This window comes from Marinactinospora thermotolerans DSM 45154, from assembly GCF_900167435.1.
GTDB classification, from domain to species: Bacteria; Actinomycetota; Actinomycetes; order Streptosporangiales; family Streptosporangiaceae; genus Marinactinospora; species Marinactinospora thermotolerans.
Window position 1 is genome coordinate 71,023 of sequence record NZ_FUWS01000005.1, and the last position, 15,002, is coordinate 86,024.

Genomic DNA, 15,002 nt, shown 5'->3' on the forward strand with positions numbered 1-15,002 from the left:
TGGGGCGATGGGCTCGATGGTGCTGCCCGGGGACCTTCCTGTCGTCCTCGTGCGAGGAGAACGAGGGCTCGATGAGCCGGGCAGAGCCACGGGTGCGCCGTGAACTCGACACAGTGGCGACCGTGCGCAGCGCTCGCGCGGAAGAGACCGGAGAGACCACTTGCGCGGAAGGCGCGGAAGACACTGTGGCGGATGAGCACACGCCCCGCATTGGGGCATCTGGTGCTTCACCTAGCCTAACATCACCGGAGCCCACAGCTATTCCTCGACACAAGTCTATGAACGGGGAGAACTGATACATACCCCTGCCGGATCGATTCTTAAGGGGCGTATGTGCCAACCCGTACCCGTTCGTTCTTGAATTGAATCCGCTAGATCATCACTGTTTTGCACCGGACGGCGCTCCCTGTCCGTCTCAACGTCAGCGTCGGGAACGTGGCCGAGGACCAGCACGGTCGGCCCGGCCCCCGACACGACCGCGGCCAAGCGGTCGCGCTCACGCAGCGTACGGATGAGTTCGGCACTGGCCGGCATGGCCGGTGCCCGGTAGGACTCGTGCAGCCGATCCTCGGTCGCCTCGAACAACAGCTCGGGGTGACCGGAAACGGCCGCCACCAGCAGCGCGGCACGCCCCGCCGAGAACGCCGCGTCACCGTGTGGAACCGAGGTCGGCAGGAGCCCACGAGCGCGCTCGGTGGACAGACGCTCCCCAGGGATACAGACCACGGGCCGCAACCGCGGCGAGGGCGGTACGGACAGCACTCGCCACGCCTTTTCCCCGCGCCAGGCGATCGCGAAACCTCCGTGGACACAAGGGGCCACGTTGTCAGGGTGTCCCTCGATGTCCGCGGCGAGCTGGAACACCCGATCCCGGTCGAGTTCACCGGTCTCGGGGTCGCCGCCGCCCAGCAGCGTCGTCGCCGCGCTCACCCCTGCGACGATCGCCGCGGCCGAGGATCCCAGCCCGCGTCCGTGCGGGATGCGGTTGCGGCAACGCAGCTCCAGGCCGGGAAGCCGCTCGCCCGCCGCCTCGAACGTCTCGCGCATCGCGCGGACGACGAGGTGGCGCTCGTCCTGGGGCAGCTCCCCCGCGCCCTCGCCGTCGACCTCGACGACGACGCGCTCGTCGTCGCGGAGACGGACCTCGATCTCGTCGTACAGCTCCAATGCCAGGCCCAGGGCGTCAAAGCCCGGGCCGAGGTTGGCACTGGTCGCCGGGGTGCGGACGTGCACCGCGGTGCGGCGCGGTCGGGGCATGCGCTGGCTCCGGAGGAGAGGTGGGGATGGGACGGGTCCGCCCGACGGGCGGAATACGAGTCAGGCCAGGCCGAGGGCCGTCGCCGCGGCATGCGCGTCGACCGGGACCGTCGTCGCCGACGAGGCTCCGGCCAGCGCCCAGTCGGGGTCCTTCAGCCCATTGCCGGTCACGGTACACACGACGCGGCTGCCCCGCTCGATCCGCCCGGCCTCGACCGCCTGCATCAGGCCGGCGACGCTGGCGGCGGAGGCCAGCTCGACGAACACGCCCTCCTCGGCCGCGAGCAGCCGGTAGGCCGCGAGGATCTGCCGGTCGGTCACCGCGTCGATACGCCCGCCGGACTCGTCGCGCGCCTTCTCCGCGGACTGCCAGGAGGCGGGGTTGCCGATGCGGATGGCCGTGGCGATCGTGCGCGGCTGGAGGACCGGCTCGCCGTTGACGATCGGCGCGGCGCCACTGGCCTGGAAACCGAACATGCGCGGAGTGCGGGTGGACACGCCGTCGGCGGCGTACTCCTTGTAGCCCATCCAGTAGGCGGTGATGTTGCCGGCGTTGCCGACCGGCAGGCAGTGGACATCGGGGGCGTCCCCGAGGGCGTCGACGATCTCGAACGACGCGGTCTTCTGTCCCTGGAGCCGGTAGGGGTTGACCGAGTTGACCAGCGCCACCGGGTAGTCCACGGAGAGCTTGCGGGCCAGTTCGAGGCAGTCGTCGAAGTTGCCGTCGACCTGGAGCAGCTTCGCGCCGTGCACGAGCGCCTGGGCGAGCTTGCCCATGGCGATCTTGCCCTGCGGGACCAGCACCGCGCAGGTCATCCCGGCGCGCACCGCGTACGCCGCGGCGCTGGCGCTGGTGTTACCGGTCGAGGCGCAGATGACGGCCTTCGCCCCGTCCTCGGCCGCCTTCGTGATGGCCATGGTCATGCCCCGGTCCTTGAAGGAGCCGGTGGGGTTGAGCCCCTCGACCTTGAGGAACACCTCACACCCCGTCAGCTCCGACACCCGCGTCGCGGGTACCAGCGGCGTTCCGCCCTCAAGCAGGGTGACGACCGGGGTGTTCGCCGTGACGGGAAGACGGTCGCGATATTCCTCGACGACCCCTCGCCACGCCCGTGCCATGCTCACGACAGGGCCCTTTCGATGGGTGGTACAGACGGTGGAAACCGGTCAGGAGGCGGCGCGCACCAACGGGTCGGCACAGCCGACGCCAATGGACACCCGGAACAGGCCACCGCGCGGCCTCGTGATCTGCTCCGAGTCTAGGGCGTCGCGGAAGCGGGACGGAATCCGGCCGCCCCTCATCTCGGCAGGTGGAACGGCGGCGGCGCCGCGGACCGGCCCGAAGCCCGCCCGCGGCGTCGACGTCACCTGTCGCTGAACGTCTCGACGCGCATGACGCTGGCCACCGAACGCACCATGTCCAGCTCCCTGAGCTGTTCCACCGTTGCCGACAGCGCCGCGTCGGGAGCCCGGTGGCTGACCAGGACGAGCTGGGCGTCCTCGCCCATCCCCTCCTGGCGCACGTTCTTGATCGACACGCCGTTGGCCGCGAACACCTCGGCGACGCGGGCCAGCACCCCCGGCCGGTCCGCGACGTCCAGGGAGACGTGGTAGCTGGTGACGGTCTCGCCCATCGGGTGCACCGGCAGCCCGGCGTCCTCGCCCCCGTCGGCGACGGAGGTGCCCGCGAGCCTGTTGCGCGCCACGGCGACGATGTCGCCGAGCACCGCGCTGGCGGTGGGCGCCCCTCCCGCGCCGGCCCCGTAGAACATCAGCCGGCCGGCCGACTCCGCCTCGACGAACACCGCGTTGTAGGCCTCGGTGACGTTGGCCAGCGGATGCTCGCGCGGCAGCATCACCGGGTGGACGCGCACCCCCACCGACGCCCCGTCCTCGGAGCGCTGGCAGATCGCGAGCAGTTTCACGACGCAGCCCATGTCCTTGGCGCTGGCGATGTCGCCGGCCGTCACCTCGGTGATGCCCTCACGGTGCACGTCGGCCGCCGTGACCTGGGTGTGGAAGGCCAGCCGGGCGAGGATCGCCGCCTTGGCCGCCGCGTCGAACCCCTCGACGTCGGCCGTGGGGTCGGCCTCGGCGTAGCCCAGCGACTGCGCCTCCTCCAGCGACTCGGTGAACCCCGCGCCGAGGGAGTCCATCCGGTCGAGGATGTAGTTCGTGGTGCCGTTGACGATGCCCAGCACCCGGTTCACCCGGTCGCCGGCGAGGGAGTCGCGCAGCGGGCGCAGCAGCGGGATGGCGCCGGCCACGCTCGCCTCGTAGTAGACGTCGACCCCGGCGGCGCGCGCGGCCTCGTGGATCGCGGCACCGTCCTCGGCCAGCAGCGCCTTGTTCGCCGTGACCACGGACTTGCCGGACTTGATCGCGGCGAGGATGAGCGACCGGGCCGGTTCGATCCCGCCGATGACCTCGACCACCAGGTCGATGTCCTCGCGTGTCACCAACCCCATGGCGTCCGTGGTGAACAGCTCGGGGTCCAGGCCCGTGCCGCGGGCACGCCCGAGCCGGCGCACCGCGACACCTCCGATCTCCAGAGACGTCCCGACGCGCGCGGTCAGCTCGGACGACTGCTCGCGGATCAACCGCACCACTTCCGAGCCCACTACGCCGCAACCCAGCAGCGCCACCTTCAGTGCCATGAGGGGGTGACTCCCACTTCTTCGCTCATACTTCGATCCGGATCACGCCGGGCCCGTGAGGGCCGGCCGGGGGTGGCCGGGACTCAGCCTACGTCCAGGCGGAGGAGATCGTCCTCGGTCTCCCGCCGCACCAGCACGCGCGCGCTCCCGTCGCGCACCGCCACCACCGCCGGACGGGGCAGGTGGTTGTAATTGCTGGCCATGGAGTGGCAGTAGGCGCCGGTGGCCGCCACCGCCACGAGGTCACCGGTGCGCAGGTCATCGGGCAGGTACAGGTCGCGCACGACGATGTCGCCGCTCTCGCAGTGCTTGCCGACCAGGCGGGACAGCATCGGCGCCCCCTCCCCGGCGCGGGACGCCAGGGCGCAGGTGTACTCCGCCTCGTACAGCGCCGTGCGGATGTTGTCGCTCATCCCGCCGTCGACGCTGACGTAGGTGCGGATCCCCTCGACGTCCTTGATCGTGCCGACCTCGTAGACGGTGACCCCGCACGGGCCCGCGATCGCGCGCCCCGGCTCCACCGCGATACGCGGCATCGGCAGTCCGTGCGCCTCGCACTCGCGTCGCACGATCGTCAGGAGACTGTCGGCGATCTCCTTCGGCTCCAACGGGCGGTCGCCGGGCAGGTAGGCGATCCCCAGGCCACCCCCAAGGTCCAGCTCCGGCAGCACGATCCCGTGCTCGCGGTGGATCTCGGTGAGGAAGGCGCTGAGACGGCGCGCCGCGACCTCGAACCCGGCGGTGTCGAAGATCTGCGAACCGATGTGGGAGTGCAGGCCGACCAGTTCGACGTGATCGCAGGCCAGCAGGCGGCGCACCGCGGTCGCCGCGGCACCGGTGCTCAGCGCCAGCCCGAACTTCTGGTCGTCGTGCGCCGTGGCGACGAACTCGTGGGTGTGCGCCTCGACACCGGTGGTGACGCGCACGAGCACGCGCGGCACACGTCCCTGGGCGGCGGCCAACCGCTCCAACCGGTCGATCTCGTCGAAGGAGTCGACGATGATCCGGCCCACGCCGACCTCGATCGCGCGGGCGAGCTCGGCCTCGGACTTGTTGTTGCCGTGCATGCCGATGCGCTCGGGCGGGAAGCCCGCGGCCAGCGCGACCGCGAGCTCGCCGCCGCTGCACACGTCCAGCTTGAGGCCCTCCTCGTGCACCCACCGGGCGACGGCCTTGGTGAGCAGGGCCTTGCCCGCGTAGTAGACGTCGGCCTCGGCGTCGCCGAAGGCGAGCCGGTAGTCGCGGGCGCGCGCCCGGAAGTCCTCCTCGTCGAGGACGAACAGCGGCGTCCCGTACTCGCGGGCGAGCTCGCTGACGGCGACGCCGCCGATGGTGATCTCGCCGTCGACCCGCCGTGCCGTGCGCGGCCACACCTTCTCGTCGAGCTCGACCAGGCTGTGGGGCGGGATCGGCGGGTGCTCCTCGGGGAGCACGTCCGCGTGGCGTGGGCCTGCGGGGTGGGCGTAACGGCTCATGGCGGCAACTCTCGGCTGGGCGTGGCAATGATCGGAGAACAGCAGATGTCCGGCGGGCCTACAGCCTCGTGGGCGCGGCCACGCCGATCAGGGACAGTCCCGCGCGTAGGACGCCCGCCACGGCCGCACAGGCGCCGAGCCGGGCTGCGGTGACCTCTCCGCGCGCGTCGTCGGACGCGGTCGCGCCTCCGCTCTCCCCCAAGACGACATCACAGGACTCCCGCCACTCATGGTAGGCAGCGGCGAGGCCCTCCAGGTATCGAACCAGGATATGGGGTTCGCTACGCCGGGCCGCCGTGGCCAGCGTCCCCGGTCCGTCGAACAGCGCGCCCACGAGCGCGGCGGCGGGCGGCGCGGACAGGTCGGCGACCACATCCGGCCCCGCCGGGAACGGGTGCCCGGCGGGGGGCAGGCCGAGCGCGGGCGCCCACACCTCCAGCGTCGTACGGGCGTGGGCGTGGGCGTAGCGGACGGCGAAGGCCGGGTTACCGCCGCCGTGGCGCGCCCAGAGCCCCGGGGCGTCGGCCGTGGGGAGCGCGGGCAGGCCCGGCCCCGTCTCCTCCCCGGGACGGGGGCGTTCGGGCAGCGAGCGGCAGAACGCGACCCGCGCGCTCGCCTCGCCCGTGACGGCCAGCAGCCGCGCGGCCTCGGTGGCCACGTCCACGGCGCCGAACAGGGGATCGCGCCAGCCCCCCTCCCCCACCGCGGCGACCGGCGCGGCGGGGTCCCGTCGCGCCGGACAGGGGCTCGCCCCCGGCCGGGGCGCCGCCGAGACGCCGGCGGCGGCCAGGGCGATGCGCCGGCGCGCGTCGGCGCGGGCCCAGTCGCGGGCGGCGGCGACCGTCTCGGCGCGGTCCAGGGCCGAGGCGGCCCACGCCGCGGCCGCCGGCCCCGTGGTCATCTCGGCGAGGGGCGCCCCGGCCAGGTAGGCCATGCCGTCTTCGGCCGCCGCGGCCAGGAGGGAGACCCGGGAGACGGCGGTGAGGGACACGTTGACGAAACCGGGGCCGTCCACGACGGCGGCGGTCACGTGCGGACGGGTCCGCAGTTCGGCGGCGAGATCGGCGGCGACGTCCCGGGCCGGACGGCCGAGGGGCCCGGCCAGCCGCATCGGCAGCGCGGTGGCGTAGTCGCCGGGCCGTTCCGGGGGGACTCTGCGGGGATCGGCCGCGGGCAATCCGTCGGCGTCCAGGCCGGTGGCCGCGGCGCAGGCGGCGCGGAGCAGCGCGTCCAGCCGACGGGGGGTCATCCCCTCGACGTGACGCTCCCCGGCGGGTGGGGGGGTCGGCGCGGGCACGGCCCTAGTCGGCCGGTCCGACGCCGGCGAGGTCGCGCACGACGTCGATCAGCTCGGCCGGGTCGAACGGCTTGGTGAGATAGGCGTCGACGCCGATCTCGTGGCCGCGGCGCAGGTCGGCCTCCTGCGCCCGCGCGGTGATGAGCACGACCTTGACGTGTCTGGTGCGCTCGGCGTCGCGCAGCCGCTGCGCGGTCTCCCAGCCGTCGAGCCGCGGCATCATGACGTCGAGTGTGACGACATCGGGCTCGACCTCCTCGACCCGCTCCAGGCAGTCCTGCCCGTCGGAGGCCCCGTGGACCTCGAACCCCTCCAGTTGCAGATTCACGGTGATGAGCTGCCGAATGACCTCGTCGTCGTCGACGACCAGTACCCGCCCCAACGTTTCACTCACGGCCGTGAGACTAACGCCCTCGACCTGTCCGCCGCCGCCGTTCGGGGCACCCCATGCCCCGAAAGCCCCCGTGGCCGCTCTGGGCGCGCAACCCACTCCCCGACCCCTGCTAGAGTTGTCATCACAGCGAGCCCCCTTAGCTCAGGGGATAGAGCAACGGCCTCCGGAGCCGTGTGCGCAGGTTCGAATCCTGCAGGGGGCACCAGCAGGGCAGCACTGATCATCACGATCGGACGGTTCGCCCGAAAGTACGGCCGCTCTAAGAGCGGCCGTTCGTGTTTCCGGCCGCCTTGAGGACTCTGCCGGCGGACGGATCCGCTCGCCAGGCACGCGGGCGGCGGTGACCTGCCCCGCCAACCCGGCGCCGGACGGCAGCGGGCACCGTGGTGAGGACCTGGTCGACCGCCGTGGCCGGGCCGCGAGCCAATGGGGCACTGAGCGTGGAGCGGAGACCGGCCGCCGCAGTCGCCGCGTCAGCTCGTCACCGGGCCGCCTTGCGCAGCAGCGCGCGCAAATCCGCGACGGGTCGCACGCCGGGGACCGGCGGGCCGCCGTCGACCACGAGGGTGGGCACACCGGTGATGCCGTGCTCCTTCGCGCGACGCTGATCGGCGCGCACCTCGCCGGCGTAGTCGTCGCTGTCCAGCACCGCCGCCACCTGCCCGGCGTCCAGCCCGGCCTCCCCGCCCAGGCGCCGCAGGACCTGCGCGTCGGCCACGTTGCACCCCTCGGTGTGGTAGGCGCGCAACAGTAGTTCCATCATCTGGTCGGCCCGGCCGTGCCGGGCGGCGAGCTTGACCAGCCGGTGCGCGTCAAAGGTGCTGACCGGGCGGGCCAGGTGCAAGTTGAGCTCCAGCCCTTGGGCGGCGCCCAGCGCCCGGATCCGGTCAATCCGGGCGGACGCCTGACCGCCCCACCAGCCGGTCATGGCCTCGGCTGCGGGCGGGCCGGGAATGCGGCTTTCGTCCGGCGCGAGTTCGTAGCCGCGCCAGACGACCTCGACACTGTCGCGGTCGATTCCGTCCGCCAGGGCGGCTGCCAGGCGTCTCTTGCCGATGTAGCACCAGGGGCACAGCACATCGGCGTACAGTTCCAACTGCATGAACGTCCCGTACGGTGGTCGTGGCCGGCCGCGCGGGGCGGCTCACCGCTGGCATGGCGCCGGCGGGCACCCCCGTTCGCGGGAAAAGGCCAGGCGGTCAGGGCTCGCGGCGCCGCCGGGAGCCGGCCGCGTCCCGGCCGGACGCGGGGCAGCGCCACGACCGCCATCCTGCAACCTCCACCAGTGCCGGGTGGCTGAGCAGCTCCCGCGCCGCCTCCAGGTCGTGGTCGTGTTTCCAGACCGGCCAGCGCATCACCCGGCGGCGGCCGATGCGCTGCCACAGCACCGCCTCCGGCGCGTCGCCGTTGCCGGTGAGCCGCAGCAGTGGCAGGGCCTGGGTGGCCAGCCAGGTGGCGCCGGAGACGCCTGACGGTGTGGATTCTCCGGTGGGCAGGTCGGCGGCGGTGCGGATGGCGCGGTGGTCGAGGTATTCGCCGGTGTAGCCGGGGACGCGCCACCAGGAGGTGAGTGCGTGGCCGACGTGGACGTGGTCGTCGTGCAGCCGTTCGCCTACAGCAACGCCAAAGGCCAGTGTGTTGAGTGCGCAAGCGCTGCTTGGAGTAAGGCCAGCTACAGCCTTCCCGACAACAACAACCGCGTCGAGTGCGCCCACCTCTCGACGGCCGTCGCCCTCCGCGACTCCAAGAACCCCGACCACGGCCACCTCACCCTCCCCCCAGCCGAGTGGACCGCCTTCCTCGCCGCCGCTAAGGACGGCGACCTGTAGCAACAACCAGCAACACCGACGACAACAAAGCGGCCGACCCCCATTTGGGAGTCGGCCGCTTCTCCTATGCCTGGAGGGCCCGGGCGGTACCGATCAGTCCGGGTCCGGCTGACCGCTCGGCGCCGCCTTGCCGGCCGCCTGCTCGACGGTGCTCTTGGGGCGCCAGGCCCGTCCGCGGCCCGCCTTACGCGGCTTGAAGCCGGTGACGGTGCGCACCGGCGTCGCTTCCTTCTTCGGCTCGGCGGCCTCTGGCGGCGTGCTCTTCGCCGCCTTCCGGGGCCGGTCGTCGCCCGGCGCGGTCTCCTGGCTCCGGGCGCGGGTCGCCGCTCGTGCGGGCTCGGCGGCGACGGCCCGCGACCCGGCGGGTGCTGGTGTGGCGTCGCTCGGCCGGGCCTCCTCCTGCGGCTCCGGGCGGCTGCTGGGCTGCTGCGCCGCTTCGGCTGGCTGGTTGAGCACCGAGAAGTCCAGGCTGCTCGGCACCGCAGGCTCCGGCTGCGGCGTGGATTCCGGCTGTGCCTTCGCCTCCGGCTGCGGCTGTGCCTCCGGTGCCGACTGCGCCTCGGGCTCCGGCTGCCTCTCCGGCTGTTTCCCCGACTCTGGCTGCGGTGCCGGTTCCGGAGCGGGCGTGGCCTCCGGGGCGGGCGTGGCCGCTGGCTGGGCCGTGGGCTCGGCCGCGACCGGTTCCGGAGTGGGGTGCTGCTCCTCGCGGGGCTCCGGAGCGGGCGACGCGGGAGCCGCCTGCTGCGGGGCTGGCTCGACGCCGGTCCCTGCCGGTGCCGCTTCTTCCAGCGGGGCCGGAGTTTCGGCCGGAGCCGGGGTCTCCGCCGCAGCCGCTGCCTCACGGCGGTACGCGGCGGGGTTGAACGGCCGCTTGGTCCGCCGGCGGGCCGACGGTGGTGCGGCCGGGCGGCGGGGGCTCACGGGCCGGTCGGGGGACGGCGCCGCCGGGGCGCCGGTGCGCTGCGGCGTTTCAGGTTGCTGCTCCACCGGGTTCGCTGCCACCGGTGTGGTGGACTCCGGCTGCTGCGGGGCCGTCTCGGCCGCAGCGGTGCGGCCGGGCTCGGCCGGCTCGGGCCGGGGGTCCGGCTCGGCCTCGGCGGTGCCGGACGGCGCGGGCGCGGCGAGCGGTTCGGCCGGGGCTTCGGCCGGCGTGGCGGCCGCGTCGGCCGGCACCGGCCGTTCCGCTTCCCCGGTCACGCCGTCCGGTGTCGCCGCCTCTTCGCGGGTCTCCTCGGCCCGCATGGTCGCGGGCGCGGTCGCGGCGACGGCGGTGTCCTCCGCCACGGTCTCGCTGGGTTCCCGCCGGTTCGCGGCCGCCGCGCTCTCCGTGCTCCCGGTGCTCTCCGTGCTCCCGGTGCTCACCGTGGGGGTTCCCAGCAGCCACGGGTTCGCCGGTGCGGCCGGCTCGCTCTCCGTCTTGGCCGCCGGTGTGGTGGCGGCGGGGCGCTGCGCCGTCTCCTGGTCGTCCGGGTCGGACGTGTAGAACGGGTCGAACTCCTCCGTGAGCGCGGCGCGCACCCGCTCGGCCCGCGTGCTTTCGGTCCGTGCGGTCGTGGCCGGTTCAGCCGGGGTCTGGTCCGCCGCTCCCTGTTCCGTCGCGGTCTGTTCCGCCGGCTCCTGTTCCGTCGCGGTCTGCCCGGCCGGGGCCTGCTCCGCCGGGGACTCCTCGAACGGAACCTGCGGCGCCCGGGACGGCTCCGCGGACTCGCCGGACGCGGCCGGGCGCGGCGTCTCGTCCGGGCCGTTGGCGGCGATCTGGGCGAACAGTTCCTTCCAGTCCCCTGGCGCGTCCTCGGTCCGGCGGGCTCCCCGCTGGCGGCGAATGATCTCGTTGACGCGGGCGGCGTCGAGACCGGGCCAGTAGGCGTGGTAGATGCCGTTGAGCGGCGGGCTCGTCTCCGTAATCAGGCCGTCGGCCTCGATGGTGCAGCTGCCGCCGAGCGGCCAGCGGCCGAGGAGGACCGCCGAGATCCCCCGCTCCTGGCCGTGCAGCAGCAGGCCGGACAGCGCGTCCTCGTCCTCCGGCGGGGTGGCGATGAGGATCAGCGGGTCGTGGTCGTCGGAGCGGATAGTGCTGTCCGCGCGGGCGTGCAGTTCACGCTGAAGCTCGGTCAGCGCCTCGTGCATGGAGTCCACCACCCGGACCGCGTCCAGGTCGCGTTCGGCCAGCCGCCGCTTGCCGTTCGTGCCGAGGAGGACCACCGCGTCGGCGTCCGTGATGAGCACCCGGGCCGGGTGCTCGGCGCTCGGGGTGAGGGCGTTGGCGATCAGCCGCCGGGCGGCGCCGCGCGCGCCGGAGCCCGTGATGCCGATGCCCGGCACGTGGTTCAGCTCCACGTAGACGCGCCCGTCGACGTCGGTGGGCGGCGGCAGCCGGCGCGGCGGGGTGTCGTCGGCCTTGGCCCGGGGGCCGGCGGTGAGCGTCCGGGGCAGGGAGAGGGCGAGCCGGGGGGCGCCGGTGCGGCGGCCACGGCGGCCGATGAGGTAGCCACCGAGGATGCCGGCGAACGCGGCGCCGCCGAGCAGCGCCTCGTCGGGGATGGAGAGGACCACGACTCCGGCCGCGCCGTCCGCGACCGCCGCCTGTACGGCCTCCTCCGTGGAGGAGGTGGCGCCGACGAGCGCGGCCGTCTCCAGTTCGGTCTCCTCGGCGGGTTCCTCGGCCTGTTCTCTGGCCGGGGGATCCACGTCCGGGGTGCCGGTGGTTCCGGCGGTGTCTTCCGCGTCCTCGGTGCTGGACCCGGCAGTGTCCGTGGCGCCGGCTCCGCTGCCGGTCTCTTCGTCGTCGCGCTCGTCTTCGCGCTGGTCGCCGCTGCCGGCCGTCTCGCCGTCCTGCGCGTCGCCCTGGGCGGAGACGGCGGCGGCCGACGGGGGCGCGGGCGGTCCGGTGCGGACGGTGTAGCTGATCTCCACCCGCCGCTGCGCCGCGGCGTCGGCGTCCTCGCGCAGCCGCTCCGACCCGAGCCCCTCGGCCTCGATGTCGGGGGCCTGCTCGCCGAGCTGCTCGGTGATGTAGCCGGCGACGCTCTGGGCGCGCTGCTCGGAGAGCCACTGGTTGACGTCGGCGCCGCCGGAGGCGTCGGTGTGCCCGGTGACGCGGATGACGGCGTCCGGGTCGCCGTGCTTGCGGATGAGCTCGATGGTGGTGGCGAGGTCCTCGCGCATCTCCTCGGTCGGCTCGGCGGAGTTGAGCGCGAACCCGGTGACGATCCGCACCCGTTCGGTCGCCTTGTTCCGCGCGCCCGCGTCGGGTGCCGCGCTGGGTGGGGCGGTCTGCTCGCCGGCGGAGGACGTCTCGGTGTTTTCGACCGACATCGTGGTGGTGGGCACGGTGTCGGCCATGGCCTGCGCGGGGGCGGCCACGGTGCCGCCGATGGCGGTGGCGGCGATGATCTGGAGCGGGCCGAGCGGGCGGAACCAGCGGGTCCCGCCGCGCCCGCGCGCCACGATCTCCACCACGAGGCTGAGGGCGTACAGCCCCCACAGTGCCCACAGCGTGCAGATGAGGAAGGCGGTGAACAGGCCCGGCGGCAGCCGGAAGCTGCTGAGGTGGACGAGCAGGCCGGTCCACGACAGGTCGGGCTCCGGCCAGGTCAGGTGCACCAGCAGCACATAGGGCAGCCCGACCAGCAGGGCCGAGCTCAGGAGGAGAGCGCTGAGCCGTCGGATTCGTCGCATGGCCGCCTCCACAGGACGCTACGCGGTTGGTTCAGAATACGGGCGGGCGCTGGCGGTGCCGTCGACGATGGTGCCCCCGAGCGGCAGCAGGGTGAAGTTGTAGTCGACCGTGCAGGTCACGGTGACGGTGTCGCCGTTGACGCTCACGTCGCCGGTCGCGCCGGAGTTCGACAGGAAGGCGCGGGCGGCGGCGCCGGCCTCGATGGCGTCCAGCCGGGTGGGTTCGCCGGCGCGGTAGGCGGCCATGTCGATCTGCTGGGCGCCGACCCGCGCCGCCTCCTGAGCGAGGATGGCGGCCTGGTTGCGGGCGCGCAGCACGCCGCCGCCGTCGAAGACCAGGCCGAGGCAGAGGATGAACGCCGACGTCATGATGACGACGAAGGCGGTCACCTGGCCACGGTCGCGGCGGGCGGCACGCGGGCCGTCCCGATGCGCGCGGCGCGCACCGGGACGGCCCGACGGTCCGGTGTTCATGGGGTCCCCCGGTAGGTGTCGATAACGGCGGTCGACTCGCCCCGCACGGTGTAGCTGCCGGGCACGTTGAGGGCGGACAGGTCGCTGAGCGACACGTGGCAGCTCAGTGCCGCGGTGACAGCGCCGCCCGGTTCCAGGCCGCCGTGGTCGAGTTCCAGCGTGAAGTCGGCGCAGCGGAGCCCGTGGCTGGCGAGCGCCGCCGCCGCGACCTGCTGGGACGCCGCCTCCGCCTGCGCCACGTCGCGTTCCATTGAAGCGGCGCGGGCGGCGGCGTGCGCCACCTCGTCGGCGGTGCTGCGTGCGCCGGCGACCCGGCCGGCCAGGATCATCAGCAGCGCGAACGAGATCAGCAGCGGGGTCAGGATGGCGAGTTCCGCCGCCGCTGACCCGCGGTCGCGGTGCGCGCCGCGCCGGATCACGGTGCCACCTCGGCCGGGGCCGGCGGGACGAAGCGCTCCACCGGCGCGGTCAGCTCGTGGCGGACCGGCCAGGACATCCCGGGGATGATGGTGGGCACCTCCGCCGACACGACGACGCGCGCGGTGGTGGCTCCGCGTTCGATCACGATGCTCCGTTCGGACAGCATGGACCCGCCGAGGTTGTCGGCGACGGACTCGGCGTAGGACTGGGCGTCGCCCTCCTCGGCGGTCCGCGCCGCGTCGACGGCCCGCTGCGCGACGCTGCTCGCCACGTGGTCGCCGTGCATCCAGATGGCGACCTGGACGACGAGCAGGACGAGCAGCAGCAACAGCGGCGTCGCGATGGCGATCTCGGCGCTGCCGCGGTCGTCGGATCGGCGGTTCGGTCGCACGGTCAGTCCAGGCTGATGGACTCAGCCTTGTCCATCACGGTCGTGGAGATGGCCCCGACCGCGCCGAGGGCGAGCGTGACCAGGAGAGCGATGACGAGCACGGTCTCCGTCGAGTAGCCGTCGTCGCGGCCGTGGGTGCGGCGGCGGAGGAGGAAGGCGCGGATTCGGTTCACGGAATGCTCCTGGATCTTTGTGGTCAATAAGGGGACGGTGGTCTAGAGGCTGGTGAAGACGTGGCTGATGGCCGGGTAGCCCAACAGCACGAGGAAGCCGGCGAACAGCAGCACCACCGGCAGGCTCATCCGTTCGGTGGCGGACTGGGCGTCGGCGTCGAGTTCGGCGAGGTGCTGGGTGCGCAGGGTGCGGGCTTTGGCGGCGAGGGATCCGCGCACGCGGGCGCCGTCGGCTCCGGCGAGTTGCAGGCTCGCGGACAGCTCGGCGAACTCCGTGACGTCGAAGCGGTCCCCGAGCTCACGCAGCGCGACCCACGGGGGCTGGCGGTTGAGGGCGGCCGTGCGCAGCGTGAGGCGGATCTGGGTCATGGCCCAGCCGGTGCTGGCCGTTGAGGCGTCGGTGAGCGCGCCGTTCACGCCGGCGCCGCCGGCGAGGGACACCACGACGAGGTCGGCGAACCCGGCGAGCGCGTGCCGCATGGCCTCGCGGCGTTTGCGTGCCTCGTCCCGCAGCGACAGGTCGGGGGCGAGCCAGGCGATGACCGCGAACAGCGCCCAGGCGCCGACGGCCGGCAGCGGGGGCAGGTCGGCGCCGGCGAAGCTCATCATCGCGCCGATGGCCGGCGGGGCGGCCAGGCCGAGGAGCAGGCTGGTGAACTTCTCGGCGAGGTAGCGGGCGGCGTCGCGGTCGCACACTTCCAGGTCGCGGCGGGTCCGGGCGGTGGGCAGGCCGAGGGTGGAGAGGATCGGGATCCCGATGGTGCCGAGGCGGGCCGCGAAGCCCTCGTTCCCGGTGCCGGCGCGCCGCGCCGGGGCGATCGGCATCGGGTCGGCGAGCCGCTCGGCCAGGCTGGGCCGCGCGAACCGCACGGCCACGACCAGCCACAGGCCGAATCCCACCAGGATTCCGCCGATGGCGGCGAGCAGCAGCGTCTGGGTGCTCATGCGGCGGCACCT

15 protein-coding genes and 1 tRNA gene are annotated in these 15,002 nt (G+C 73.6%); 2 read left to right on the forward strand and 14 right to left on the reverse strand.

Going from position 1 to position 15,002, the window contains the following annotated elements:
- Positions 1–276: 276 nt before the first annotated feature.
- From thrB to B5D66_RS10320, 6 genes are all read right to left on the reverse strand, one after another.
- On the reverse strand, positions 277–1,257 hold the full coding sequence (thrB, locus tag B5D66_RS10290) for a homoserine kinase (RefSeq protein WP_078761466.1): 981 nt from the start codon (positions 1,255–1,257) through the stop codon (positions 277–279).
- A 60-nt stretch (positions 1,258–1,317) separates the two neighbouring features.
- Positions 1,318–2,376: a threonine synthase gene (gene thrC, locus B5D66_RS10295; RefSeq protein WP_078761467.1), complete on the reverse strand. Its 1,059-nt coding sequence runs from the start codon at positions 2,374–2,376 to the stop codon at positions 1,318–1,320.
- 245 nt (positions 2,377–2,621) lie between these two features.
- Positions 2,622–3,914: a homoserine dehydrogenase gene (locus B5D66_RS10305; protein WP_078761469.1), complete on the reverse strand. Its 1,293-nt coding sequence runs from the start codon at positions 3,912–3,914 to the stop codon at positions 2,622–2,624.
- An 83-nt stretch (positions 3,915–3,997) separates the two neighbouring features.
- Positions 3,998–5,389, reverse strand: a complete 1,392-nt coding sequence (gene lysA, locus B5D66_RS10310; protein WP_078761470.1) for a diaminopimelate decarboxylase — start codon at positions 5,387–5,389, stop codon at positions 3,998–4,000.
- Between the two features lie 58 nt (positions 5,390–5,447).
- Positions 5,448–6,638, reverse strand: a complete 1,191-nt coding sequence (locus tag B5D66_RS10315) for a DALR anticodon-binding domain-containing protein (RefSeq protein ID WP_078761471.1) — start codon at positions 6,636–6,638, stop codon at positions 5,448–5,450.
- 52 nt (positions 6,639–6,690) lie between these two features.
- Positions 6,691–7,080 (reverse strand): response regulator transcription factor, encoded by a 390-nt coding sequence (locus tag B5D66_RS10320; protein ID WP_235000903.1) that lies wholly within the window; start codon positions 7,078–7,080, stop codon positions 6,691–6,693.
- 130 nt (positions 7,081–7,210) lie between these two features.
- Between B5D66_RS10320 and B5D66_RS10325 the strand changes: the two genes are divergently transcribed.
- A tRNA-Arg gene (locus B5D66_RS10325) sits at positions 7,211–7,285 on the forward strand.
- 276 nt (positions 7,286–7,561) lie between these two features.
- Here B5D66_RS10325 and B5D66_RS10330 read toward each other — a convergent pair.
- Positions 7,562–8,182, reverse strand: a complete 621-nt coding sequence (locus B5D66_RS10330) for a DsbA family oxidoreductase (protein ID WP_078761473.1) — start codon at positions 8,180–8,182, stop codon at positions 7,562–7,564.
- Positions 8,183–8,279: 97 nt separating this feature from the next.
- Positions 8,280–8,714 carry a type I-G CRISPR-associated protein, Cas3-extension family gene (locus B5D66_RS26605; RefSeq protein WP_455429559.1) on the reverse strand — a complete coding sequence of 145 codons (435 nt, stop codon included), beginning with the start codon at positions 8,712–8,714 and terminating at the stop codon, positions 8,280–8,282.
- Between B5D66_RS26605 and B5D66_RS10340 the strand changes: the two genes are divergently transcribed.
- Positions 8,679–8,909 carry a DUF397 domain-containing protein gene (locus tag B5D66_RS10340; RefSeq protein WP_235000940.1) on the forward strand — a complete coding sequence of 77 codons (231 nt, stop codon included), beginning with the start codon at positions 8,679–8,681 and terminating at the stop codon, positions 8,907–8,909. The two genes, B5D66_RS26605 and B5D66_RS10340, sit on opposite strands and share 36 nt — an antisense overlap.
- A 93-nt stretch (positions 8,910–9,002) precedes the next feature.
- Here the strand turns inward: B5D66_RS10340 and B5D66_RS10345 are convergent, their stop codons facing one another.
- Genes B5D66_RS10345 through B5D66_RS10365 form a run of 6 tightly spaced genes read right to left on the reverse strand, consistent with a single transcriptional unit; the run spans position 9,003 to position 14,990 of the window.
- A complete protein-coding gene (locus B5D66_RS10345; protein WP_078761475.1) occupies positions 9,003–12,587 on the reverse strand; it encodes an OmpA family protein in 3,585 nt (1,194 codons plus the stop codon).
- Positions 12,588–12,605: 18 nt separating this feature from the next.
- Positions 12,606–13,061: a TadE/TadG family type IV pilus assembly protein gene (locus B5D66_RS10350; RefSeq protein WP_144390072.1), complete on the reverse strand. Its 456-nt coding sequence runs from the start codon at positions 13,059–13,061 to the stop codon at positions 12,606–12,608.
- Positions 13,058–13,480 (reverse strand): TadE family protein, encoded by a 423-nt coding sequence (locus B5D66_RS10355; RefSeq protein ID WP_078761476.1) that lies wholly within the window; start codon positions 13,478–13,480, stop codon positions 13,058–13,060. The genes B5D66_RS10350 and B5D66_RS10355 overlap by 4 nt, the downstream gene beginning before the upstream one ends.
- Complete coding sequence (locus B5D66_RS10360) at positions 13,477–13,872, reverse strand: TadE/TadG family type IV pilus assembly protein (protein ID WP_235000904.1); 396 nt, start codon at positions 13,870–13,872, stop codon at positions 13,477–13,479. Before B5D66_RS10360 ends, B5D66_RS10355 begins: the two co-directional genes overlap by 4 nt.
- Positions 13,873–13,874: 2 nt before the next feature.
- Positions 13,875–14,045, reverse strand: coding sequence for a hypothetical protein (locus B5D66_RS25715; RefSeq protein WP_200813605.1), 171 nt, complete (start codon positions 14,043–14,045; stop codon positions 13,875–13,877).
- A gap of 42 nt (positions 14,046–14,087) precedes the next feature.
- Entirely contained in the window at positions 14,088–14,990 is a 903-nt protein-coding gene (locus B5D66_RS10365) for a type II secretion system F family protein (RefSeq protein WP_235000905.1), read from the reverse strand.
- Positions 14,991–15,002 lie beyond the last annotated feature (12 nt).

Coding starts and splice junctions, on each gene's coding strand:
- B5D66_RS10330 (WP_078761473.1), bottom strand. CDS start 8,182: ATGCAGTTGGAACTGTACGCCGATGTGCTGTGCCCCTGGTGCTACATC.
- B5D66_RS10350 (WP_144390072.1), bottom strand. CDS start 13,061: ATGAACACCGGACCGTCGGGCCGTCCCGGTGCGCGCCGCGCGCATCGG.
- thrC (WP_078761467.1), bottom strand. CDS start 2,376: ATGGCACGGGCGTGGCGAGGGGTCGTCGAGGAATATCGCGACCGTCTT.
- B5D66_RS10345 (WP_078761475.1), bottom strand. CDS start 12,587: ATGCGACGAATCCGACGGCTCAGCGCTCTCCTCCTGAGCTCGGCCCTG.
- B5D66_RS10305 (WP_078761469.1), bottom strand. CDS start 3,914: ATGGCACTGAAGGTGGCGCTGCTGGGTTGCGGCGTAGTGGGCTCGGAA.
- B5D66_RS10315 (WP_078761471.1), bottom strand. CDS start 6,638: ATGACCCCCCGTCGGCTGGACGCGCTGCTCCGCGCCGCCTGCGCCGCG.
- B5D66_RS10365 (WP_235000905.1), bottom strand. CDS start 14,990: ATGAGCACCCAGACGCTGCTGCTCGCCGCCATCGGCGGAATCCTGGTG.
- lysA (WP_078761470.1), bottom strand. CDS start 5,389: ATGAGCCGTTACGCCCACCCCGCAGGCCCACGCCACGCGGACGTGCTC.
- thrB (WP_078761466.1), bottom strand. CDS start 1,257: ATGCCCCGACCGCGCCGCACCGCGGTGCACGTCCGCACCCCGGCGACC.